This window comes from Balneola sp., assembly GCA_003712055.1.
Taxonomy (GTDB): domain Bacteria; phylum Bacteroidota; class Rhodothermia; order Balneolales; family Balneolaceae; genus RHLJ01.
On the sequence record RHLJ01000001.1, the window covers coordinates 1,013,192 to 1,038,158 of the forward strand.

At 34.6% G+C, this 24,967-nt stretch carries 24 protein-coding genes; 1 reads left to right on the forward strand and 23 read right to left on the reverse strand.

Features of this window, described 5'->3' with window-relative positions:
* Positions 1-29 precede the first annotated feature (29 nt).
* The gene (locus tag ED557_04505; GenBank protein RNC86037.1) at positions 30-3,395 is read left to right on the forward strand and encodes a hypothetical protein; all 3,366 of its coding nucleotides are present in this window, start codon (positions 30-32) and stop codon (positions 3,393-3,395) included.
* A 5-nt stretch (positions 3,396-3,400) separates the two neighbouring features.
* Here the strand turns inward: ED557_04505 and ED557_04510 are convergent, their stop codons facing one another.
* The 23 genes from ED557_04510 to ED557_04620 form a co-directional block, all read right to left on the reverse strand.
* Positions 3,401-4,147 (reverse strand): HAD-IIB family hydrolase, encoded by a 747-nt coding sequence (locus tag ED557_04510; GenBank protein RNC86038.1) that lies wholly within the window; start codon positions 4,145-4,147, stop codon positions 3,401-3,403.
* Positions 4,147-5,166 (reverse strand): VWA domain-containing protein, encoded by a 1,020-nt coding sequence (locus tag ED557_04515; protein RNC86039.1) that lies wholly within the window; start codon positions 5,164-5,166, stop codon positions 4,147-4,149. The genes ED557_04510 and ED557_04515 overlap by 1 nt, the downstream gene beginning before the upstream one ends.
* Before the next feature lie 50 nt (positions 5,167-5,216).
* Complete coding sequence (locus ED557_04520; protein RNC86040.1) at positions 5,217-6,500, reverse strand: DUF4147 domain-containing protein; 1,284 nt, start codon at positions 6,498-6,500, stop codon at positions 5,217-5,219.
* Complete coding sequence (locus ED557_04525) at positions 6,493-6,972, reverse strand: hypothetical protein (protein RNC86041.1); 480 nt, start codon at positions 6,970-6,972, stop codon at positions 6,493-6,495. Before ED557_04525 ends, ED557_04520 begins: the two co-directional genes overlap by 8 nt.
* Positions 6,959-7,492 carry an exosortase/archaeosortase family protein gene (locus ED557_04530; protein RNC86042.1) on the reverse strand — a complete coding sequence of 178 codons (534 nt, stop codon included), beginning with the start codon at positions 7,490-7,492 and terminating at the stop codon, positions 6,959-6,961. The genes ED557_04525 and ED557_04530 overlap by 14 nt, the downstream gene beginning before the upstream one ends.
* Positions 7,493-8,725 (reverse strand): DegT/DnrJ/EryC1/StrS family aminotransferase, encoded by a 1,233-nt coding sequence (locus ED557_04535; GenBank protein RNC86043.1) that lies wholly within the window; start codon positions 8,723-8,725, stop codon positions 7,493-7,495.
* Positions 8,722-9,306 (reverse strand): N-acetyltransferase, encoded by a 585-nt coding sequence (locus ED557_04540; GenBank protein ID RNC86044.1) that lies wholly within the window; start codon positions 9,304-9,306, stop codon positions 8,722-8,724. The genes ED557_04535 and ED557_04540 overlap by 4 nt, the downstream gene beginning before the upstream one ends.
* A gap of 8 nt (positions 9,307-9,314) precedes the next feature.
* A complete protein-coding gene (locus ED557_04545; protein ID RNC86045.1) occupies positions 9,315-10,343 on the reverse strand; it encodes a gfo/Idh/MocA family oxidoreductase in 1,029 nt (342 codons plus the stop codon).
* A gap of 12 nt (positions 10,344-10,355) precedes the next feature.
* Positions 10,356-11,528 carry a nucleotide sugar dehydrogenase gene (locus ED557_04550; GenBank protein RNC86046.1) on the reverse strand — a complete coding sequence of 391 codons (1,173 nt, stop codon included), beginning with the start codon at positions 11,526-11,528 and terminating at the stop codon, positions 10,356-10,358.
* 6 nt (positions 11,529-11,534) lie between these two features.
* Positions 11,535-12,818 (reverse strand): nucleotide sugar dehydrogenase, encoded by a 1,284-nt coding sequence (locus tag ED557_04555; protein RNC86047.1) that lies wholly within the window; start codon positions 12,816-12,818, stop codon positions 11,535-11,537.
* Positions 12,819-12,902: 84 nt separating this feature from the next.
* The gene (locus ED557_04560; protein RNC86048.1) at positions 12,903-13,607 is read right to left on the reverse strand and encodes a sugar transferase; all 705 of its coding nucleotides are present in this window, start codon (positions 13,605-13,607) and stop codon (positions 12,903-12,905) included.
* A gap of 32 nt (positions 13,608-13,639) precedes the next feature.
* Positions 13,640-14,758 carry a glycosyltransferase family 4 protein gene (locus tag ED557_04565; GenBank protein ID RNC86049.1) on the reverse strand — a complete coding sequence of 373 codons (1,119 nt, stop codon included), beginning with the start codon at positions 14,756-14,758 and terminating at the stop codon, positions 13,640-13,642.
* Positions 14,759-15,667 (reverse strand): NAD-dependent epimerase/dehydratase family protein, encoded by a 909-nt coding sequence (locus ED557_04570; GenBank protein ID RNC86050.1) that lies wholly within the window; start codon positions 15,665-15,667, stop codon positions 14,759-14,761.
* Complete coding sequence (gene gmd, locus ED557_04575) at positions 15,654-16,706, reverse strand: GDP-mannose 4,6-dehydratase (protein RNC86051.1); 1,053 nt, start codon at positions 16,704-16,706, stop codon at positions 15,654-15,656. The genes ED557_04570 and gmd overlap by 14 nt, the downstream gene beginning before the upstream one ends.
* 1 nt (position 16,707) lies before the next feature.
* The gene (locus tag ED557_04580) at positions 16,708-17,727 is read right to left on the reverse strand and encodes a glycosyltransferase family 1 protein (protein RNC86052.1); all 1,020 of its coding nucleotides are present in this window, start codon (positions 17,725-17,727) and stop codon (positions 16,708-16,710) included.
* A 14-nt stretch (positions 17,728-17,741) separates the two neighbouring features.
* Positions 17,742-18,950, reverse strand: coding sequence for a hypothetical protein (locus ED557_04585; GenBank protein ID RNC86053.1), 1,209 nt, complete (start codon positions 18,948-18,950; stop codon positions 17,742-17,744).
* Positions 18,943-20,067: a glycosyltransferase gene (locus tag ED557_04590; protein ID RNC86054.1), complete on the reverse strand. Its 1,125-nt coding sequence runs from the start codon at positions 20,065-20,067 to the stop codon at positions 18,943-18,945. The genes ED557_04585 and ED557_04590 overlap by 8 nt, the downstream gene beginning before the upstream one ends.
* Positions 20,064-21,014, reverse strand: coding sequence for a glycosyltransferase (locus ED557_04595; GenBank protein RNC86055.1), 951 nt, complete (start codon positions 21,012-21,014; stop codon positions 20,064-20,066). Before ED557_04595 ends, ED557_04590 begins: the two co-directional genes overlap by 4 nt.
* Positions 21,007-22,119 carry a UDP-galactopyranose mutase gene (gene glf, locus ED557_04600; protein ID RNC86056.1) on the reverse strand — a complete coding sequence of 371 codons (1,113 nt, stop codon included), beginning with the start codon at positions 22,117-22,119 and terminating at the stop codon, positions 21,007-21,009. Before glf ends, ED557_04595 begins: the two co-directional genes overlap by 8 nt.
* Complete coding sequence (locus ED557_04605; protein ID RNC86057.1) at positions 22,116-22,931, reverse strand: DUF115 domain-containing protein; 816 nt, start codon at positions 22,929-22,931, stop codon at positions 22,116-22,118. The genes glf and ED557_04605 overlap by 4 nt, the downstream gene beginning before the upstream one ends.
* 13 nt (positions 22,932-22,944) lie before the next feature.
* Complete coding sequence (locus ED557_04610) at positions 22,945-23,403, reverse strand: DUF386 family protein (protein ID RNC86058.1); 459 nt, start codon at positions 23,401-23,403, stop codon at positions 22,945-22,947.
* 1 nt (position 23,404) lies between these two features.
* Positions 23,405-24,223 (reverse strand): hydroxyacid dehydrogenase, encoded by an 819-nt coding sequence (locus ED557_04615; protein ID RNC86059.1) that lies wholly within the window; start codon positions 24,221-24,223, stop codon positions 23,405-23,407.
* Positions 24,224-24,231: 8 nt separating this feature from the next.
* A complete protein-coding gene (locus ED557_04620; GenBank protein ID RNC86060.1) occupies positions 24,232-24,966 on the reverse strand; it encodes an inositol monophosphatase in 735 nt (244 codons plus the stop codon).
* Position 24,967: the final 1 nt, after the last annotated feature.

Below are 24,967 nucleotides of genomic sequence, written 5' to 3' on the forward strand. Positions count from 1 at the left end.
TGATTGGGTAAAGTAGTTTCTTAGTATCGATGAAAGGCTCAGATTCAACATATTCTTCTTCTCAACTTAAAGAGATTCTTCAGAAAGCACACCAGAATTACGATCGAAGCAGTTCTATGGGTGTCCTCTACCAGGCTCTTCTGATCCTGATACCTTGGCTTTGTGTTCTCATATTAGCTGAACATGCATTCTATTTATCAGTTGGATTAAAATTCATTTCTCTTTCAGGTGCTCTGCTTACTACACTTTTCGTTTTTTGGAATGGGTACTCAAATAAAAAAAGTATTTCCTTTATCGAATTTTACAGGGGTTTTGCCCGTTCATCTAAAGTTCCTGCACTTACCTATGCCCTTGATCTTGAGAAGAATAGTAACGCAAATCCAAAGTTAGTAGAAGCAGCTATCTTCAAAAATCTGGAACAAATTGATGGAGCTCTTCTTACCGAGAAACTAGATCAGTTCCTTTCCCAATCTGATAGAATAAGATCCACTAGAAGGAAAATGTTCTTATCCATTGGAGTTCTTATTGCTTTTGCTTTCACCTCATTTTCTTTTGATTCAGCTAGTAAAAGGCTTGGAGCTTTTTGGGAGGATTTCGAAAAACCTAACCCATTCGCTTTTATAGTTACTCCGGGAACTACCACCATAGAGCAGGGAACTCCATTTTCTGTACAAGTCGAGTTTGATGGAGAAACACCTCGAGAAGTAGTTCTGTATATGAAAACCCCCATTGAGGAAAATTTCAGGGGGAGAGATATGCAAGCTAACAGCCAAAATTATTACTCGTCAACTCCTTTCGATCTGAGTAATGATCTTGAATACTATATCGAGATGGACGGCTATAAAAGCGGATCCTATTCTATAGATGTGCAACTAAGACCACGATTTAGTGAGTTAAACTTAACGGTAGTTCCGCCCTCATATACCGGAATTGACAGCACTTCATACTTCTACCCTTTTTCAAATATTCAGGCTTACCAGGGGTCGGAACTAGTCCTTTCTGGATTGATGAATAAACCTGTTTTAACTTTTATTCTGAACAGAAAAAATCAGCTAGATTCTCTTAGTGCTCCTGAAAATATATTTGAGCATTCTGTTACCGTTTTAGAGAATGATACTCTCTCATTTACATTAGAGGACAACAACGGATTGAGCAATAGCAATAATTTCGAGTTTGTTGTCCAGGCGATTCAAGACGAATATCCATATATAGAACTCCTCGAGCCTTCCGCTTCCTTTGAAGCGGTTGAACCTACTACCATAGAGATATTATTTAGAGCTAATGACGACTTCGATCTAACCAAGGCCACGTTAAATTATGAGTTGGTTAAGGCCTTTGTTAATAGCCCTTATGAAGTTACCACAGAGCTTGAAACACCGAGAAACGGAGCACTACAATCATTTCTCTGGGATATAACTGACCTTAATCTTTCTCCTAAGGATGAGTTAAGTTTTTGGATTGAGGTAACAGATAATGATGGCTTCAATGGATATAAAAGCACCAGATCTCAAGAGATCACTTTAACTGTTCCTTCTCTAGTTGATTACTTCGAAGGATTAGAGGAGCGTGAATCGGAGGTCGAAACTGATCTCGAGGATATATCAAAAGCTTTTCAGGAAATGAGTGACCAATATGATACGTTCAAAGAGCAATTGAAAGAAGACCCACAAGTCAATTATGAAGATCAGCGTCAAATAGAAGAAGTAATAGAACAGCAAGAAGAAATTCAGGAAAGAATTGAAGAGTTGAATGAAAAATTTGACGAGCTGAAGGAAGAGCTAAGCGAAAAGAATATGCTTTCCGAGGAAACACTCTCGGCATATGAAGAGCTAAAAAAGTTAATGGAAGAAATTGACGACCCAGCATTTAGGGAGGCGTTAGAAAAGCTTCAGCAACAAATGAGTGAAATGACTCCCGATCAAATGAGGGATGCTCTGCAACAAGCTGAGTTTAATGAGGAACTATATCGCCAAAGACTTGAGAGAACTCTTGAGTTATTTAAAAATCTAAAGCTTCAATCTGATCTTGAAAAACTTGCTGAGTCCTATGAAGACATGGCTCGTCAGGAAGAAGAATTGGAGCAGGATCAGCTTTCTCCGGAAATGGAGAAACAGCAAAAGGAAGAAGCGATCAGAGAGTTGGAGCAATTATACGATCAGTTGATGAAGCTTTCTGAAAATATGACTTCCAAAACTGAACAACCTGTACAGGAACTACAGGAAAAGTCAGCTGAAGAACTTCAGGAGATTGAAGATACGATTCGGAAAATGATGGAGGATTTAGAGAAGGCCCTTGAGGAAGGTATTACTGATTCGAACAGGCAGAGTATTGAGCAGCAAAGGCAACAGATTCAAGAGATGTTCTCGCAAATGGCTCAAGAAACCAGAAACACTATTAATCAAATACAGCAGGAGCAACAGCAGTTAAATATTGCCGGCCTTAATTATATCTTATATGGCTTGTTAAACCTGTCCATTGAGCAAGAAGATTTGGTTTCATATGCAAGTACTACCGAAAATAGAAGTCAGGCTTTTGTGGAACACGCTCGTAACCAAAAAAATGTTGAGGATATCTTTATCTCCTTATCCGATTCATTGTTTGAACTTTCGAAAGAAGTACCTCAAATCTCGAACACTATTCTTCAAAAGAAAGAAGAAACAGAATTAAGGCTTTCAGGTTCGCTTGAGCAAATGGCCGAAAGAAGCCAAAATAGAGCTTCTGTAGCTTCCAGACAGGCTTTAGGAGGAATTAATGATCTGGCATTCCTCATTGCAAATATCCTTGAACAAGAATCTAATAGTCAAGGAGGAGGCTCTGGTAGTGGGCAACCTTCTATGCCGCAGATGATCGAACAAATGCAACAGATGGGTCAGGATCAGCAACAACTGAATCAGCAGTTACAGGAGATGATTAATGATATGCAAGGTGAGCGGTTGACCCAGGATCAAATGGATCGCCTTAATCAAATCTCAAGACAACAAAATGAGATAAGAAAGCAGCTTCAACAGCTACAAAGAAGTGGACAACTAGAAGGTGGTGATAAATTAGGAAGTGAAATAGAGAGGATGATTGAAGAAATGGAGGATACCATCAATGATTTAAGAGGTGGCGCCGTTGATCCTACACTTATTGAGCGTCAGCAAAATATTCTTTCTCGAATGCTTGAAGCTGAGAATGCACTACAGGAAAGGGATGAAGAGGAAAAACGGGAGGGTAATGCAGCGGAGAATTTAGCTCCGACTACACCTCCAGAGCTCACTCTTGAAGAACTAGAAAAACAAATCAGGAATCGATTAAACGACCCAAACTTCACCAAGTATTCCCCGGATTATCAACGCCTAATTGAGAAGTATTTTGAGCTACTCAAATTAATCCAGGAACGAGAGATTCAGTAAATCAATTACCTTTTTTTGTTTCGTTCTATTATCGTCTGATAAGCTTCAACAACAGCTTTTGTAGATTGCCCTTTCATTACTTCTGACACATTTTTTGTAGCCTGAATTGCATTAGCAGGAGAAAATGGCATCCCAACAATTTTTAAGCCTGGTATATCACCCGAGGAATCTCCAATATAAGCGACCTCGTCAAGTTCAATTCCAAGGTAGTCACAAAGCATCGCTATGCCTTTCCCTTTATTAGCTCCAGACTGAATAATATTTACCGAGACATCTGTTTTATGAACCTCAAAACTTTCGTAATTCGATGTGATCAAGTCAGTTGCTTGCTTATAAATTTTGTCAATAACCGAAGAGTCCTTATGGATAAATCCAATATCCGTATGCTTAGCAAATTCAGGAATTACGCCTTCAAAGTTTGGTAGTATTTGCTCATGTGACCATGCTTTAATTTCATTAACATGACGTTCTGCATCTTTATTAAAAGACGGAGACCAAATAAGCTCATTTTTCTTAACATCATACATCCCTCCCCCACTTTCAAAAATAAATGGAACAGTAATCCTCAACATTAGTGCCTGAGCTTCTGCATAGGGCATTGGTCGCCCTGTACAAATAGTAAGAGGTGGAATATCATGATCTTCTATACTTTTCAGATTCAATCTGCGTAACTCAGAATATGCTTCCCAATCAGGGGTTTCAAATGGATCGGTGACGCAGCCATCTAGATCCGTTATAAATAGTCTTATCATTATGTCTCTTCTTTGTAGGAGGGAACCAAAATCGATATTACAAAACACAAGAGTGCCAGTGCCCCTAACCACTGGTATTGATTCTTGAAGTCAGCATATTCCTGACTTGAAAACTCTCCTTTTTCTAACTCATCTACACGAGCTAGGAAAGCATCAATCCCATCATTCCCTCGTTCGATTTCATAATAATTTCCATTTCCCTTATTAGCGATTTCCCTCAGTACATCACGTTGCAATGAAGTTGTTACTACTTTACCATCTCTATCTCGCTTATACCCTATTAATTGTCCTGTTTCATTTTCATATAACGGAATTGTAGTTCCTTCAGAAGAACCAATTCCTAAAGTATATATTGAAATTGAATTATTTATAAGCTCATCAAGCGATTCTTCAAACGATTGACCGTGATCTTCACCATCGGAAATGATTAGCAATACCTTGGCTGCCTCAGTGGCATTTTCTTCCAAAGACTCAAAAGCAGAAAGGGCTGTTTCCATCGCAGACTGGAAATCAGTAGCTGAACTCGGCATTTGATCGGTATCTACAATTTCAAGAAATAAACGAAGAGCTGAATAATCGAGGGTCATAGGGCTCTGTAAATAGGCTTCCCCTGTAAAAACAATTAATCCAACCCTGTCCCCTTTTAATCGTTCAATCAATCGGTTTATCTCGAATTTTGCTTTTTCCAATCGACTCGGGCGGACATCTTCAGCGTTCATACTAGCAGAGAGATCCAACGCTATCAACATATCTACCCCACGACGTTTGACTTCTCTAACCTCAGTTCCAATTTTAGGGCCAGCCAAAGAAGTAATAAGAAGAATTAGCCCACTTAGAGTTAGTACGGTTTTAGTAATAGCACCAAAGGACCAAAACCCTTTCCTTAATGACTTAAATAGCTCTTGTTCAAAAAAAGATTGCTGAGCCTTTAGGATAGATCGATTCTTGGTCCACATAAGAAGGACCAGAATAGGTATGATTAATAGTAACCAGAGGTATAGTGAATTCTCCCAAATCATATTCTATGATAAATCTTCACAAAGATACGTTCCGTACTTCTTGACCTCAACTATTCAATAATTACAACTTGTAAATCCGCAAGGTTTTTCCCCGTTTCTCCGAATTTAACGAGTGTCCCCATCTGTTCATGAAAACTATATGAATCATTATTCTGCAAATATTCTTCCGGAGATATTTTCATTTTCCTTGCTTTAAGGGTTGTATACGAGTCAACAATTGCTCCAGCAGCATCCGTAGGCCCATCGATTCCATCCGTTCCTATACTTAGCATTGTAATAGAGTGTTGACCTTCAATTGATATAGCCGACATTAATGCCAATTCTTGATTCCTCCCTCCCTTTCCTTGTCCTTTTACTTTCACTGTACTTTCTCCATAAAATAATAACGCCGCTGGTTTTCCTATTGGCTCATTATTGCTAAGAACTGAAATCGCTTTACTACAGATATGCTTGGATACTATTTGAACATCGTCGTTATAAGCTTGTTTTGCAACCCTGGTATTGTACCCTGAGGCTTTATAATACTGCTCGATTTCAGAAATAAAATCAGATGGCTTAGATACCAGATGAATTTCTTGATTTGGGTGATCATTAATCCCTGGTTTTGGAGTATCCAGTATTTTACCAGCCAGGCCTTTTCTAATATGTTCACGAACTGAATCAGGAATTTTACTCCAAAGCTGATATTCCTTTAATACTTCAAAGGCATCTTGAAATGTTGAAGAATCACAAATTGTAGGTGCACTTCCAATAGTTTCAAGATCATCACCTGGTACATCCGATTCGATAATCGTAATCAGGTTAACATGATGCAGAGCCTGGGCTAGTTGTCCTCCTTTTAAAAGACAAAGGTGTTTACGAACAATGTTGATCTCTTTAATTGGAGCTCCTGAATTGAGAAGGAGTTTATAAGTATATGCAAGCTCTTCTTCCTCAATATTCTCAGGTGGAATACACAACATTGACGAAGCTCCTCCAGAAAGCAAAAATACTACAGTCTCACCTGCCGGGATACCTTTTGTGAGTTCAAGTATTTCATAAGAAGCTGCAATAGTAGAAGCATCTGGGTATGGATGCGAGCCTTTAAAAACTTGCACTTTTGCTAAAGAAGGAGGTTCATTTCTAGTGATGATTATCCCGTCAATAATCTGTCCTCTTCTATTCTCTCTTAAAAACTTTTTTAAAAGTGAGCCTGAAGACTTACCTGCTCCTATTACCCAAACAGGTTTTGGAGAGCTTAAGAATGAAAAATTAATCTCAGAATTGGAGGATGCTTTTATGCGAGAAATAACATTTTCAAAGAGAGAATATGTTTGCTCTTCCAGATTATCCAAGTTTCCCGTCCTTTTTTAAATAAGCGAATCCTACTAACCCTAAGGAAAACAGGGGAACTAAATATCTGGATAAAAGATCTGGAACTATTAGTAAATAGTGATAGAAATTTATACCAACTAATAAGAATAGGAATGAAATTAACCCTGAAGTAAAATGAATCCCAATTAGTATTAAGTAATCAACCCTTTTGGCATCAATTAAGATCAAACCTAACAAAGAGAATAAAAAAAAGGCTCCATAAGGTATTTTGTAAACCCAAGTATAGCTGGAGTCAGAATTGTAATAAAATGTGTAAGAGACTGAAGACTGAGAATAAAAAGAAAGGCTTGTATCTCCATCTATTAAGCCAGAAGAGGTAGGAAGAACACTCCCCAGATGAAAATCATGTACTAATGATCTTAAGTTCCTAATTCCAAAAAAGTAAACTATCACTACGATTGTAAGTAGTAATAACTTTTTAAGTAGAGGCATTTTCTAGTTTGAGAGAAGATTTGAAATCACCATCACTAAATTTCACCCAAGCCATCCACATAACAAAAATGACTATATAAAATATCGTGGTTGTAGAGTAATCGTGGGTAATATCAAAAAAATTATTCCATTCTTCCTGCGTAATCACCAAAATCACAATTCTGAGAATATTTACTATATAAATAACCCCAATTCCCAATAGGCAAAAACTGATTCTATTTTTCCAGTCTCCTGGGTATGCCAAAATAAACCCAAGAAAAAGACCAATTGCAGAAATTCCTGTACAACCATCTACTAACTCAATACCTACATTTTCTCCAATTCCTAAAATTCTATGCAAAGTCCATATTTCATAACCCATTGCCTGGATTATTCCTGAACTAACACTTACAATATTAAATGCTAACCATTCATCTAATCGTCCATCTGGTAAAAGCCAGAGCTCATACACTACGTACCATAAGATGAAAATCCCTAGAGCTTTTAAAATAAATTGTGTTATTGAGGATTTGAGCATGATTTAATGTAAAGCTTTTGCTATGGTATTAACCACTTTTTCTTGCTGATCATCATTCAGTTCTGGATAAATGGGAAGAGATAAGCTCTGTTGACTTGCACAATATGATATCGGACAGTCTTCTTTTTGATAGCCTAACTCTGAAAAACACTCTTGTATATGAAGCGATACGGGATAATAAATTGCAGAACCAATTCCCTCTTGCTTTAACATATCTACTACTCTATCTCTGTTCTTTACTCTAATAGTATACTGATGATAAATATGCCTTCCTCCGTTTTCTGGATTACCAGTAGTCTCAAGAGGAAGGATCAGCTTGTCGGAGTTTAGTTTACAATCTGTACCCAGCGAATCACAATCATTTGCACAAATAAGATCACTAGATTGTACAAGCTCACTTTTATTAAATAACATATTGTATTTTAGTGCTTTATCACGACGAGTCTCAGACCACTGATCAAGATATTTTAATTTAACTGAAAGTATTGCTGCCTGGATAGCATCTAACCGACTATTAATTCCTACAAACTTGTGATGATATTTAGGCCGTGCCCCATGTAGGCGTAGGATATCTAATTTTTGAGCTAGCACTTCATCATTTGTAGTTACCAAACCGGCATCTCCATAAGCTCCCAGGTTCTTACTTGGGAAAAAACTAAAACATCCTATATCTCCAATATTTCCAGCCTGACTACCTTTGTACCTGGAACCAATGGATTGAGCTGCATCTTCGATCACATATAAATCAAATCTTTTGGCAATATCCATAATTGGACCCATTTCAGCCATTTGACCATAAAGATGCACCGGGATTATTGCTTTTACTCTCTTAAGGTCAGGCTTTATCCGATCATAAACTTTTCCCTTTCCTTGAAGAAACTCTTCTATTTTTTTTGGATCCAAATTAAAACTCAAAGGATCGATATCTATAAAAACCGGTATAGCGCCTAACCTGTGTACCGCGCCAGCTGTAGCAAAGAATGTGAATGGTGGAAGTATAACATAGTCCCCAGGTTTTAGATCAATTGCCATCAAAGCGAGAAGTAACGCATCTGATCCTGATGCACATCCAAATGCAAAATCCGATTCACAGTACTCTGCAACTTCTTTTTCAAACTGCTTAACAAAAGCTCCCATTATGAAGTGTTGGGATTCCAACACTTTTTTTAAGGACAGCTCTATTTCATCTCTAAGCGTCTCATATTGGGCCTTAAGATCTAGGAGAGGAATATTCATGAGCTTAAAGGAAAAACCTTATTGTCTTTAAATTGGTACCGTTCACCTGTTTCTTTACAAGTAGCCTCATTCTCATTATTAAATATTAATCGATTCCCGGATTTTGAAACCCATCCTATTTGCTTACCGGGATTGCCAACTACTAATGCAAATGCAGAGACGGGTTTTGTAATGACAGTTCCAGCTCCAATAAATGAGTATTCTCCAATTTCATTTCCACATACAATAGTAGCATTAGCGCCAATTGAAGCTCCTTTACGGACTATGGTTTTTTTATACTCATCCTTTCTCTCAACATGACTACGAGGATTAATCACATTGGTAAAAACCATACTCGGACCACAAAATACATCATCTTCTAGTATTACAGCGTCGTAAATAGAGACATTATTCTGGATTCGGACATTATTCCCAATTACCACATCATTACCAACAAATACATTTTGCCCAAATACACAGTCATTGCCTATTCTTGCGTCAGGCATTATGTGAACCCAGTGCCAAATTTTAGTTCTAGCTCCTATTCCATCTGGGTTCTCTACTATAGCTGTAGAGTGAATAAAAAGTTCGTTTTCCGACATTATCGAACCTATTTAGTAAATCCTGCAGACTTATAAATTCTCTCAATTATACTAACTACTTTCATTCCATCAAAAGAAGTCGCCATTGGTTCTTCTTTACCATTCAATACATCCACTATATTTTCAAAAACATAATGATGGTTAGCTGCACTACCTTTGTAAGGGCCATAATCATTGGGAGGATTTGTCGCTGGTAATTCTGGCATCTCATAACCTTGAATATGGCAATATTCTACTTCATTCATGTACTGTCCTCCTACTTTGAAGCTACCTTTTGTCCCTACAATAGTAATACTACTCTCCATATTTTTATCCCAGCATGAAGTAGAATAATTGATAGAACCCATCCCTCCATTTTCAAACTCGAATTGTGCAAAACCAGAATCGTCAAAATCTACCAAATCAGAATGGGTGTAATTCTTAACAATAGCTTTGGGTTCTTTTATATCTCCAAATACCCAATACATGATATCCACAAAATGACTGAACTGAGTAAATAGAGCTCCACCATCTAAGTCCTTTGTACCCTTCCAATCACTCACTTTATAATATCTAGCATCCCGATTCCAATAACAATTTACCTGAACCATAAGAGTATCTCCTATGAGACCACTCTCGACCATATTTCTCATCCAAACAGAAGGGGGACTATACCTATTCTGTTTAACTACGAACACTTTTTTATTAGACTCTTTCTCTGCTTTAATGATCAGTTTAGCTTCCTCTTCTGATAATGCCATCGGTTTTTCAATCAGTACATGATATCCATGTTCTAAAAGTTTTATTGCATATTCAGCATGAAAGCCATTAGGAGTAGCAATTGTTACGATTTCGGAATTCCCTTTGTCCTCATCTAAAAAAACAACAATTGACTCATAAGTTATACAATCCAATCCTAGAGAATTAATAGAGTCAAATTGCTTAGTGTTGACATCAACTACCGAAACGAGTTCAGAATGACTGTATTCCTGAATAATTTTTGCATGGCGTTGACCAATTCTTCCAAAACCGATTACTGAAAATTGAATCGCATTCACCTCGAATCTCCTTTAATCCTTTCCAAAGAGATCTCTAGTGTAGACTTTATCTTCAACGTCCTTGATCTCATCTACCATACGATTTGCTACAATTACATCAGATAACCGCTTAAATTCACCTAAATTGGTAATTACTCTGGAATGGAAAAATTCTTCTTCTTTCAGATACGGTTCATAAACAACTACTTCTATTCCCTTTGCTTTAATCCGTTTCATGATTCCCTGAATTGCACTAGCCCGAAAATTATCTGACCCTGCTTTCATCACTAATCGATATATACCAACAACTTTAGGGTTCTTCTTTATTATTTGGTTAGAAACAAAATCCTTTCGGGTTCTGTTTGCATCAACAATAGCACCGATCAAATTATTAGGAACATCTTTATAATTTGCAAGAAGCTGCTTGGTATCCTTTGGTAAGCAATAACCACCATATCCAAAAGATGGATTGTTGTAATGGTCTCCAATTCTTGGATCCAATCCTACTCCTTTTATAACCTGAACTGTACTTAAATTGTGTGACTCACAGTATGAGTCCAGCTCATTAAAATAAGCCACCCTCATCGCAAGGTAGGTATTTGAAAAAAGTTTAATTGCTTCGGCTTCAGTGGAATCTGTAAATAAAACTGAAATTTCCTCCGAAGGTTTCACAGCTCCCTCAATTAATAAATCAGCAAAAACTTTGGCCCTTTCAGATTGCTCTCCTACTACAATTCTTGATGGATATAAATTATCGTATAACGCTTGGCCTTCGCGCAAAAATTCGGGAGAAAATAGGATATTATTACAGTTAAACTCTTCCTTAGCATGTTTTACATAGCCTACAGGAATGGTAGACTTTATTATCATGGTAGCATGGGGGTTAATGCTCAACACATCTTTAATTACTGCTTCTACTGATCTTGTATCGAACTTATTTGTCTCCGAGTTATAATTCGTAGGAGTAGCAATAATTACGAAATCTGCACCTTTATAAGCCTCTTCTTTATCAACCGTTGCTACGAGGTTTAAATCTTTATCTGATAAGAAACTTTCTATTTCTGAATCACTGATTGGTGATTTTTTATTATTAATTAGATCAACTTTTTCCTCGACTATGTCAAGTGCTACTACTTGATGATGCTGTGACAATAAAACAGCTAATGACAAACCAACGTATCCAGTTCCAGCTACAGCAATCTTCATATAACTTTATGCTTTATATATTTTTTTTGAATCTTTGGCTTTCGAGTAGACATTTCTAGTATCCACAATACAATTTGACCATTCTTCTAATTGCTCATAATTAACATCTTTATGATCGGTAACAATTAAAGCAGCGTCAAAAAACTCTATCGTTTTTTTATTCCATCTTATACTTTCCTTCCCCTTCCAATTCATGTGCTGCCTACTTATAGGAATAACAGGAATCCATGGATCATAGAATTCGACTTCTGCTCCTAATGATATTAATCTATCCATGATAGGAAATGACGGCGACTCCCTCATGTCATCAACATTAGGTTTATATGCAATCCCTAACACCAAAATCTTACTTCCATTTACTGACTTTGATTGTTCGTTCAAGGCAAGGATGAGTTTATTAATTACAAACTGAGGCATCGCGTTATTCACTTCGCCTGCTAGTTCAATGAACCTTGTATTTAATCCAAATTCTCTAGCCTTCCAAGTAAGATAAAAGGGATCTATGGGAATACAATGTCCACCAAGCCCCGGACCAGGTGTGAATTTCATAAACCCAAATGGCTTTGTAGCTGCAGCTTCTATTACCTCATGAATATCAATTCCCATCGCATCCATCACTAACTTCATTTCATTAACAAGTGCAATGTTTACAGAGCGAAAAATATTCTCCAGCAGTTTTGCAGACTCTGCAATTTTTGCTGAAGAGACGGGCACCACTTCTTCTAAAGCACTTGAGTATAGCTCAACAGCCATTTCTCGGGCTACATCAGAAGAAGAACCTACTATCTTAGGAATGGATTTAGTGTCAAAGTTTGGGTTACCAGGATCCTCTCGTTCAGGACTGTATGCAACATAAAAATCAATATCAGACTTTAACCCCGAACCATCTTCCAATATTCTTGCTAGGAGCTCATCTGTTGTTCCTGGCCAAGTAGTGGATTCTAAGATAACCACTTGACCTCTTCTTAAATACTTTGATATGACTTTTGTTGTTTCAACAACAAAAGTCATATCTGGTTCACGATGATGATCTAATGGAGTAGGAACACAAATAAGAATAAAGTCAACCTCAACAAGCTTAGAGAAATCTGAAGTTACCTCACATCTGTCAGAATTTACTAAGGCTTCAATCTGACTATTTTTAAAGTGTTTTATATAACTTTTACCAGTGTTAAAAGAATCGATTTTACTTTGATCTATGTCAAAACCTATTACGTTTTGTCCTGCTTGATGAAATGTGTAGAGTAGTGGAAGACCAACATAACCAAGGCCAATAATTCCTGTTTTCAACTTACCAAGATTTTTTAACTATTTTTTTAAGTAAGATATGATAATGTGAACTTAAAAGAGATAATAAGCTCTTAATGAAGGAAGTTAATGGGCGTTTGTATTTAAATGGAGCATTTGAAGAACCGTATTAAAGATGATCTTTATGTCTAACCAGAAAGATTGTTTCTCAACATAAATTAGATCCCAGTTTAACCTCTCCCGCATATGATTTTCATCGAAAGTACCTCCACGAAAACCTTTTACCTGGGATAGTCCCGTAATTCCCGGTTTGACTGCATATCTGTAATAAAAATCGTCAAATTTTTTGTTCCAATAGCTACACTCATCTTCCATGTATGGCCTAGGGCCCACTAAACTCATATCTCCTTTAAGAACATTGAATAGCTGTGGGAGCTCGTCCAAATTTGATTTTCTTAAAAAACTTCCAAAACTAAAAATCCGTACATCTTTTTTTTGTGTCAACGCCGGTTTTTCGCTCTGTGGATTATCATAAAAAACATGCATTGTTCGAAACTTATAACATGTAAATGATTTACCATTCCTCCCAGTACGTTTTTGCTTAAAAAGTATACTTCCATTAGAAGAAATTCTTATTCCCAAAGCCAAAAAAGGAAAAATAACTAAAAACGGTACAAACCCAATTAAAGAAAGAATAATATCTAAAAAACGCTTACCTAAATAATCCTTCTGGGTAAGCTTGTAGAAATCGTCGGGAAATACAAAACGCCCATTGATTATTTTTTTCCGACTCCTTTCAGCCTCTTGTAAAATTGTATCCCTAACCGTCATTAGAGTATTTTTTATTAAAAAAATAATATAACCTAATTTTGAATTTCATTCAATTTATCAGAAATAATTAACTTTAGTCTTTCAATAAAATGCACCCTATCAAATCTTAAGGCATTATTTTTTAATGCTTTAGGATCGAATTTAAGCGATTCAAGTTTTTTAACCGCCTGATTTAAGGAATCAGGAGTTTGTTGATCAAAAAAAACAGCCGAACCTTCATCTGGGTTAACTTCTTTATCAACCATGGTATCTAAGGCCCCCCCGGCCCGAAAACATATTACTGGCTTTCCAGAAGCATTTGCCTCTATAGGGGTTAATCCATAATCCTCGTATTGAGGAAATATAAAAGCCTTACAATTCGAATATAGTTCTATTAATTCTCGATCTGACACCCCTTCCTTAAATTCAATATTACTATTCGCAATACTTTTTAAGTATTCCTTTTGAGTTCCATTTCCAACTATAATTAATTTTTTGCGAGATTTATTAAAAGCATTAATGGCCAGATCCACCTTTTTGTAGGGCTCAAATCTTGAAACCAATAGATAATAATTTCCTTCTGTTTCCGAAACTGAAAATTTTCCAATATTAATAGAAGGTTCTAAAATTGGTATTTCCTTATCAAATTTATATGCCTTTCTAATCCGCTCCCTAGTCTCTTTAGTCATGGCTATAAACATATTTGCTTTTTGAGCATGCGCAAAATCAATTCTTTTCAGGATTTGAACAATAAAAAATTTTAATTTATTTATGAAATAATTAGACATTCCCATTGAGTATGAATCAGGTCTCCAAGCTAACCTGAATGGGGTATAACAGTAAAAAATTTTAACTGAATTATCACTCATCTTCGGATATTTAGCACAATGTGTTGTTGAAACCAATATCAAGTCGTAATCTTTTAGATTTATTCTTGACATCGATAAAATCACAAATGGAAAGAAAAACAATTTAAACAAGCGTTCACTTCTTATAAACCTATCCACAAAAGAGGTTCTTATTCTATATTTTTTAAACTCTGGGTACGTTTTTTCGGGTAGATACACACTTGTAAATATATCAGCATTTGGGTAGGCCTCACAAAAGTCAAGAAAAACTCTTTCAGCTCCACCTTTCCCGAACAAAACATCATGAACTAATGCAACTTTCATTTAATACTTTAGCATTTTTTCTAATAACTGAGGAAACCTAATTTTTGGCTTCCAGCCTATCTCTTTGATAATTTTACCATTATCTCCAATTAAGATAGGCATATCACTAGGCCGCATGAACTTTTCGTTTTTTCTAACATCAATATCAGTATCAAGAATTTTTTCAAGAATTCTAATTGTATCTCTTATTGAGTAACCAATATTAGAACTGATATTATATGTTTCTAGATTTTTACCCTTGTCTATTAAATCGATGTAAGCTTCTACAATATCATTTACATCTGTAAAATCTCTTACAGCGTCGATATTACCCAGTTCTAAAACTAATTTATCATAATTTGCTCTTTGTCGATTAAGTGTATTAATTACTTTAGCAATAACAAAGTTCTCAGATTGTCCTTGTCCAGTATGATTAAAAGGTCTTGCTAAAACTATTTTTTTAATTTTTTCTTTATAAGCTAACACAAGTTTTTCCATAGCAAGCTTACTGATTCCATAGTGATTAATTGGATTCGTGGGAAATGACTCAGCTATGGGATCTTTATAGTTTCCATAAACATAGCCGGAACTAACCATAAGAATAGTGGATTCAGGAACATATTCTTGGGCGCTCTCAAGTATATTCAAACTCCCCTGCAAATTTACATCATAGATGGTTGATATATTTTTTTCAACTGGACTTGATATTGCTGCTAAATGGAACACATAATCTGGCCTTTGTTCTTTAAATAATTTTGATACCTCCTCAAGGTTTCGAATATCAATTTGATAAATTTGATTTTGTTTATTTCCGGATAATTTTGAAGTAATTATAACTTCAAAGTTTTTGGTTCTTAATTTTGGAACTAAATAGCTACCTACAAAACCTTCTCCACCCGTAACCAAAACTTTAGGCTTATTTTGTTTCATTCTTTAAAAAGTTTAAATCTGCGTTAACCATCAGCTTTACTAACCCTTCAAACGTAGTTCTTCTATGCCAACCTAGTTCTTTTTCAGCTCTTGTTGGGTCTCCTACCAACAAATCTACCTCTGCAGGTCGATAATATTCTGGGTTAATACTGACCAAAGTCTTCCCGGTGAGCGCGTCTATTCCAACTTCATCTTCATACTTCCCCTTCCATATTAATTGAATTCCTATTTCTTTAAATGATAGCTCAACAAATTTTCGCACCGAATGAGTCTCTCCAGTAGCTAACACATAGTCATCTAGGCTATCCTTATCTTGCTGTAACATTAACCACATTCCCTCAACATAGTCCCCAGCATAACCCCAGTCTCGTTGCGCATCGAGATTACCCAGTTCAATTTTTTCTTGCAATCCAAGTTTAATTTTTGCGACTGATTGAGAAATCTTTCTCGTAACAAACTCAGGGCCTCTCCTCTCTCCTTCATGATTAAATAAAATTCCACTTACAGCGTACATTCCATAGCTTTCTCTATAATTTTTAGTAATCCAATGTCCATATAATTTAGCTACCCCATATGGACTGCGCGGATGGAATGAGTCAGATTCTGAATAACCAGAATCTGGACGATTATAATCTAAACCTCCAAACATTTCTGATGTCGAAGCTTGGTAAAAACGTGTAGTTTCCTCAAGTCCTGCCATTCGAATGGCTTCAAGCATATTAAGCACACCCATTGCCGTTACATTTCCTGTTAAAATTGGATTTTTAAAGGAGTAACCTACATGACTTATTGCTCCTAAGTTATAAACTTCATCAGGTCTAATATCAGTCATAGCTCGAGTTAAAGCAGACAAATCTAGAAGATCAGCCATAACTATTTTTAAGAATGGAAATTCCTTTTGCAACGCATGAAATCGAGGATGTGAAGCTTCCGTTTGCCCCCTCAATACACCATAAACTTGATACCCTTTATTATCTAGGAAAGTTGCTAAGTGGCCTCCATCTTGCCCTGAAACACCAGTTATAAATGCTTTTTTCATATCAAATACTTGTAGTTAAAATTTCTTCAATTTCTTTCGCTGTTTTTTTTGCTCTAAACTTTGATGCCACTTCAAATCCTTTTCTAGATAATCTTGTTCTAAGTGAATCATCAAGAATTACTGATTCAATTTTTTCGACAATGTCTGCTACATTTAGTGGATCTACAAATATAGCTGCTTCATTACCTATTATATCTCTAATAGGTCTAATATCTGAAGTTATTACTGGACATTTTTGAGACATTGCCTCTAATGGGGGGAGTCCAAAACCTTCATACAAAGATGGATAAATAAAGCAATGAGCATTTCTATATAAAAAGAGTAACTCTTGATCATCTACATAGCCAGTAAAAATAACATTCTTAGGTATAGAATTAAACTTTAGCCTAGCTAGTGAATGTTGATTAGCCCCGACGACACACAACTTTATATCAGTATTTAAAGATAACTTCTCCCAAGCTTGTAACAACCTTAAAATATTTTTCCTGGGGTCCATCGAACCAACATATAATATATAGTCTTGAGGAAATTTAGACATAAAATTTGCAGCCCCTATATTCTCTCTTTCACTATTAAAAAATTTATCTTCTAACCCACAATGCACTACCTGTATTTTTTCAATTTTTATTCTAAAAACTGTACTTATTCGTTCTTTTGAAAATTGAGAGCTTGTAATAATAGTTTTAGCATTTCTTGTTAGTTTTGGAAGTAAGAGTGAATATAAATAAGCAAATTTTTTATCAAACCACTCCGGATGGTCTATAACAGATATATCATGTAAAGTCACAATATGATTTCTGTGCTTAATAGGCCCCATATTGGCAGGGCTCCAAAGTAAACTCTTTCCAATCAACTTAGGTAAGGTTAGTTGCTCCCAAAAATATCCTCCAATCCTTGATTTTGGATTAGGGCCAATAAGCTGGAACTTTTCCGAATCTAAGTAAGGTAATATTGAAGATAAATATCTTTGTACACCCGTTTTCTGACTCAATAAAGTCCTAGTATTTATGTAATATGGCATACTAGTTCTCTTACCTATTTATATCTATTCCCAACAATTATACCCAAAAATAAATTAACTATCGAAATCTCAAATAATGAGGTTGTAATACCGGCCGTAAATAACATACTAACAAACAAAAAGGCATAATAATTATGCACTGTCGAAATCTTGAGCATAATAGTTCTATACATTAACCATATTAGTAGAACAAAACCTATCGCCCCGAAATTTGCATAAACGAACAAAAATAAATTATCCCCAGCAAGCCTCTTATCATTTTCAAAGTAAGCCTGTGAAGTTCCTATACCGCCTATACCTCTTCCAAAGATAACAGAACCATCATTTTTGATTAACTCTAAAGTTTCTGGCCAATGATTATAAATTCGATCTTGTAGTGAGTATAAACGAACACCATTTTCAGTGTTAAAAAGACTTTTGGATATCAAACTACTACCCATTAATGGCAACATTATCATCAACAAAAAAGAAGCTATTGCAATAGATTTTATATATTCTGATTTAAATACTTTATAGAATAAATGAATAAATGTAATTATTACAATAACTAATATAGCACTCTTATTAGTAGTTAAAATTATTCCATATAAAGATAGAATAAATAAGCCCACCTTAAACTTAAAATTATCACTATAAGTTAAAACCAATAAATATAAGACTAATATAAATACAGATGCAGTAGCAGAATCTCCTGAAAAGCCTGCTAATCTTCTGACTCCACCTGTAGTCCATTCTCTTGAAATATCTATCTCAATGCCGCCTAAGTTAATCAGGTCCAAAAACTCCCACGGATATACAACGAAATTATTAACTATAACACCAGTTATTATTATTACTAATAGGAAAGTGCAAAACTTTATATATTTCTCCAGGTTTAAAAAAAAATGTGGGGCTATTATTATCCCACAAAAAAGAGGAAGGAAAACTCTTATCCCGAATAAAGGCTGGATATAATTGTTCAAATAAAATATTGAAACTAGAACAGAAATAATTAGGACACTTATTAAAACTAATCCTTTGTATAGTATTTTGTTGGTAATAAAAACTTTAACAATGTAGATCAATAAAATTAATAGTAGAGCTAAATCTTTGACATAGTATAACCAACTTATATTTTTTACCTCTAAGTAAAATTTAATTGGAGATGAAAAAACAGTTAGAGTTAGATAGACAGTAACAACTAAAAAACTAAACTTATCAATAAGTTTTGAATCATTAATCATTTATAATCTTTTTATAAAACTCCATATATTCATACGAAGTTTTCTCAATTGTGAATTGTTTTCCCTCACCTATTCGTTTTAATGATTTATAGATTGATTTCAGGTTACTAGTTGTTTTTAAATAACTAATCACCCTTTCAAAATCACCTCTATTATTGGGATCAAAAATCAAATTCTTATCTATACTTTGAACTATCGTTTTACCTCCTGAATGAATTGACAAAATAGGTATTACATTAAAAGAAATAGACTCATAAATAATCCTTGGTAATGGATCGTACCAAACCGAAGTTATAATGACTACATTAATCTGTGAGTAAAAATCGAGAGGCTTCATATAGCCTAAATAATCTATGGATTTTTTATCGAAAGAATCTATAATGCTCTGATTTCCAGTTCCTGCAACTAACAATTTATTCCCAGTGGCTTCTAAAATCTGCCTTCCTATCTCGTTAAGTAGATGACAACCTTTAGCCTTATTGATCTTACCAAGATACCCAAATCGAATATCGGTTAATGAGTTTTTGTGAATTTTAATGCTTGGCATATCATAACCAGCATAAATAATTGACTGTTGCCCTCTTTTATATCCATACTGATTATGAAGACTTAAAGTTAGATTACTATTAGATACGATCCCATCAATATTAGCATATAAACTTTTTTTGTAAACACTCTGAAGTTTACAGAGATTACATTGGTCACAAATACCATTTTTGTATAAAGAATTTCTAAAACAAATTGTATTATAATCTCTTAGAGTATGTACAATCTTGTACTGATCCAAAAATCTAATCAATATTGCAGGGTATCCTTGTATGTTATTAAAATGAACTATATCTGGAGCTATTCTATCTATTATACTCTTTACTTTGAACGCCAAGGAGATGTTTAATTGATTGAAAAAATGTGTAGCGTATCTTAAGTCTTGGAATCTATTTCTTTTTAAAAAAATATTGATAACTTTTTTTTCTTTAATAATGATATTATCCTTATAAAAAGAAATAGTGTAAACCCTATTAGATTTTGATAATTCTTTAATGAGAATTCTCGATGATTCTTCGGCACCACCAATATAATATTCATGCAAATAATTGTTAATAAATACGATCTTCATTTTGAAAAATTGTCATTAGCTCCATCTATAAAATTCAAATTAAAATTACACAATTCTTTAATCTTAAATCTTAATAAATAATACAAATTGTATTTGAATAATAATTTAAAAAAAATCATTCGATTGTATGTATAATTTATATATCCTAAATTTCTAAAATAGATGCTTGATCTTTCAGGTGGTTTTAGGATTATTCTTAAAGGCAAGGGAGGTAATACTTTTGTAAAAGTGCTTCTGCTTGGGGGATGATAATGTTTCGCTTTTGTAATCGTTGCCACCGGATAACCATTGAATTTTACTCTATTTGTATACTCTTCTTCATCACCCCATATAAACATCTCCTTCTTTATGAGCCCTATTTTTTCTGGCACTTCCCGATGTATAAGTGTTCCATTGAATGGATTCATGAATCTTGGTATAACTTCGGAGTCATTAATTTGTTTTATATAGTAGATTCCGTTTAACCCGAATGCCAGTTCTTCTGGAGATTCTTGATTAATTACAATGGCATTGCAATATTTCAGTGAGAACTTTTTTGAATATTTTTTCAGATTCCTTAACTGATCTTTGCATGGAATGCCATCATCATCCATCATCCAAATCCAGTCCACCCCTGATTCAAAAGCTCTTTTCAATCCTTCATAAAAACCCCCCGCTCCACCATCATTTTCAGATTTTCGAACATATACAAGTTCAATTAAACCAGTATCTGTACTTATCACACACTCGATAACTTCATTTACCTCTGGACTTTTTGAAGGAAGTTTTGGAATTATTTTTTTTTCCAATAAAATTTCTGGTGTCCCATCGTTCGAGAGATTATCTATAATAAATAGAATGTCAGGCTTTCTTGTTTGAGTTTTTATTGCATCTAAACACTTAATCAATAATTGTTTGCGATTATAGGTAACTACTACAGCAGCGATTTTTTCATGCGCATTAATCATTTTTATTCAATTCCTTTCTAGTTTTAACCAATGCAGCACCAATAACTTGATGCATATCATAATATTTATATTCTGCCAAGCGCCCACCGAAAATGACATTTTCATGATCCTTTGTTAATCCATAATACTTTTTAAATCTGGCAGTATTCTTCTCATCGTTCACCGGATAGTAAGGTTCCATACCTTGCTTCCATTCAATGGGGTATTCCTTTGTAATAACCGTTTTTTTTTGTTTTCCAAATTCGAAATGTTTGTGTTCGAGAATTCTTGTGAACGGAATTTCATATTCTGTATAATTCACAACAGCATTGCCCTGGAAGTTGTCAGTGTCTAATACTTCATGCTCAAAATTTAGGCTACGGTATTCCAGTTCTCCAAATCGGAAATTAAAATATTTATCAATTGGACCGGTATAAACGATTTTGTCTGCAAGTTGATCCAACTCGTCTTTAGTATCAAAATAATTAACCCCAAGTCGTACTTCTATCCCATCTAAAAGACCTTCAATTAGTTTATTATAACCACCAATAGGGATTCCCTGATACTTATCATTAAAGTAATTGTTGTCGTAGGTAAATCTTAGTGGTAATCGTTTAATAATGAAAGGCGGTAAATCAGTAGCCTTTCTACCCCATTGCTTTTCAGTATAACCTTTTATCAGTTTTTCATATATATCTTTTCCAACCAGTGTGAGAGCCTGTTCTTCCAAATTAGATGGCTTGATATCTTTATACTCTCCTTTTTGCTCTTCTATTTTCTGTTTTGCTTCCCTTGGTGTTTTTACTCCCCATAATTTATTGAAAGTATTCATATTAAATGGAAGGTTGTAAAGCTCATTTTTATATCTGGCTACCGGTGTATTTGTATACCTATTAAACTCAACAAAATTATTTACATAATCCCAGATTTTTTTATCATTTGTGTGAAATATATGGGCGCCATATTTGTGGACATTAATTCCTTCTGTTTCTTCACAGTATGTGTTACCACCAATATGATTTCTTTTATCTATTAAGAGACACTTTTTCCCTTGTTTATTTGCTTCATGGGCAAATACTGCTCCAAATAACCCTGTTCCAACAATGAGATAATCATATTTCATCATAAAAAAGACTCTAAATTAACTTTTTTGAATACTTCCAGTTTTGTATTTCTAGAAGCATTTAATATTTGTATAGAATTTTTTTCGGCATACGCTTTTGCAGCTTCAAAAGCCATTATTTGAATGTCCAATTTCGGAACGGTCCATTTCTCTCCTTTTTTTCGATAATCTTTATGGAAATGATTTACTTCTTTGTCATTTATTAAAATCTTGTCCTTAACCAAATTATGATGTGAATCTTTACTTTCTTTTGGAATATTGAAATTGAAATCCATTCCAAGAATCACAATTTCTTTAAACCCCATAAAAACTGCTGTTTGCAACATTCGATAGCTAACAGTTGTTCCACTGAAATACCCACGGGTTAAATCGTCTGAAAATCCGTACCCATTTCTTAAATCCGATAATTGGTTTACATAAATTACATCCGAATAACCCGAAAACTGTTCCTTTATCTGGTTATCAAATATGCATTCAATCGAGGTATCATTAATCACGCTAATTATTTCTTCTTTTGCGTTTTCAACAACTAAATGATCTGCAACAGAATAATAGGTTGGTCGCCAGGTAGATTCATTAAAAATCAGAAAACATTTATTGCACCCAAAGCTTACTTCATCTTGTATCTTCTCAAGATCTTCTTTTGTTAAGCTGGGCCCCATTGCTACTAAAAAACATCTTTCCCCTAAATGCTTGTTTTGATATGATCTTAGCCGATTGATCATTTCTTTATTCATATTCTGATACTTTTTGAGGTTAATCTCACGACGAATATTTCGTAAACTATCAAAAATTGGGCTATTCTTTATTGACATATCAAACTACTTATTAAATGATAATTTTAATTGTTGCCTTTTTAATAGTTATCAGATTATTCACAAATCCTTTTTGCGGACTGTGTGGATCCCCCGGATAAAAAATTGCAAATACACCATTCCCTGTTACGATCTCTGAGGCATACTGACTTGTTTTCTTATATAAAGTTCTATCAAATTCAGGCTCATAGTCAGAGAATCTGTCTAAGGACTCGTAAGGTGTAAAATATGTGATTTCATACCCAATCAATGGATATTGGATATCAATAGTATGATTATGAACTTCAAAGATTTCATTATCTTCGCTTAGACTTTGAAGTGGGTAGGAATCAATTATAAGCCTCATATTCTTACTTAGCTCATATGTACCAAAATCAATATCTATGTCTGTAGTGGCTAAAGTCTGAACACCAAATAAGATTTCATCTGAAAGAATGCCTTTATTATAGTTATCGAATGAGTCGGTGATCATTTCAATTACTTTTGGAACTTAACTGATCCTGAAATTCATAAAAATCTTTAGCCAATCCTTTAAGAAAATCAGCACATGTGCTGGCAATATGCGGGGTCATTATGAAATTTTCAGGGTGATAATGTTTTAATTCCCCATGATATGGCTCCTTCCAAAAAACATCAAAAATTGCATAAATCCGGCTATTCTTAATTTCATTCAATAGGTCTTCTTCAGAAACTATTGGACCTCGAGAAGTATTAACTAAAAAGGAACCATCTTTCATCCAACCAAGTTTTTCAGCATCCCAATAACTTCTTGTATGCTCATTTAAGGGGATATGAAGTGAAACTACATCTGCTTTTTTTGTCAATTCAACTAGTTCTTCAGGAGAATTTTCTCTGATATCGAATGTTGATATATTGACTAAATTAATGAGCTTTTCTTTAACATAAGTACCTATTCTACCAAGTCCTACTAGAAGAACTCCTCTGTTTCCAAGAAACGGTCTTTGGTACTTTTTCCAGTTTTCTAAATCACCAACATTTTTATATAAAGCATTCAGAATTGAGTAAACTGCAAAATTTGCTGTCTCTTCAAATATAATGTTCTGTGTTTCTTTTGATGGTAAACGTATTTCGATACCTAATGCTTCTGCATCTTCAAAAGGAATATTATCAGTACCAACACCACATTTAAAAATACCTTTTAGGTTAGGCATTTCATGAACATTAATTGGTTTACTACCAATTACTGCGATTTGACCTTCAGCTGCCTCAACATTAGATAAGAGTTCAGGTACATATTCATCCAATGTAGGTGTATTTTTCCAAAGTTTCATTTAGTCATTTATGTGTGGTTATATACAAATACATCGTATCCGAAATCAGATACTTCCTGCATTTCGTACTTAATTCCTAACGAATGTATAATTGAAATCCCTCCAGCTACATCCCATAACTTGATATCTTTTTCCATGTAAGCATCGAATCTATCAAGTGCTACATAGGCCACTGATAATGCAGCTGATCCAAGTAATCTTACTTTTTTATAGCTTGTAATTTTTTGGACAAATTCTTGTAAAGAGTCTGTATCGTTATCGAGATCGATATATGTAGAAATTCCAGTACCTAATATGGATTCAGATTTCGGGCGCGAGATAGGTGCTTTTAGTTGGATATCATTTAACCATGCTCCAGCATCTACATACCCGTAAATTAACTCGCTTCTATTGAAATCATAAATGACTCCAAAAATTGGCGAATTATTTACCCATAAGGCTATCGAGACACAAGACAGATGTATTGTTCTCGTATAATTAAGTGTACCATCAATTGGATCAATAATCCAGTAAGGCACATCTTTTACATTATTATAATTCTGGTATGATTCCTCACTTAATAATGGAAAATCTGAAACACGTTTTATTTCATTCAGAATAAATTTTTCTGTCTCAATATCTGCTTTTGCTTTTGTGTCTTTACCCTGGCTTGAAAGAACTTCTAAATTTTTCTCTTTTATTAATCTTTCACCTGCTTTAATAGCTATTTGTTTTGCGTCTTCAAACTCTTGTTTATAATTCATT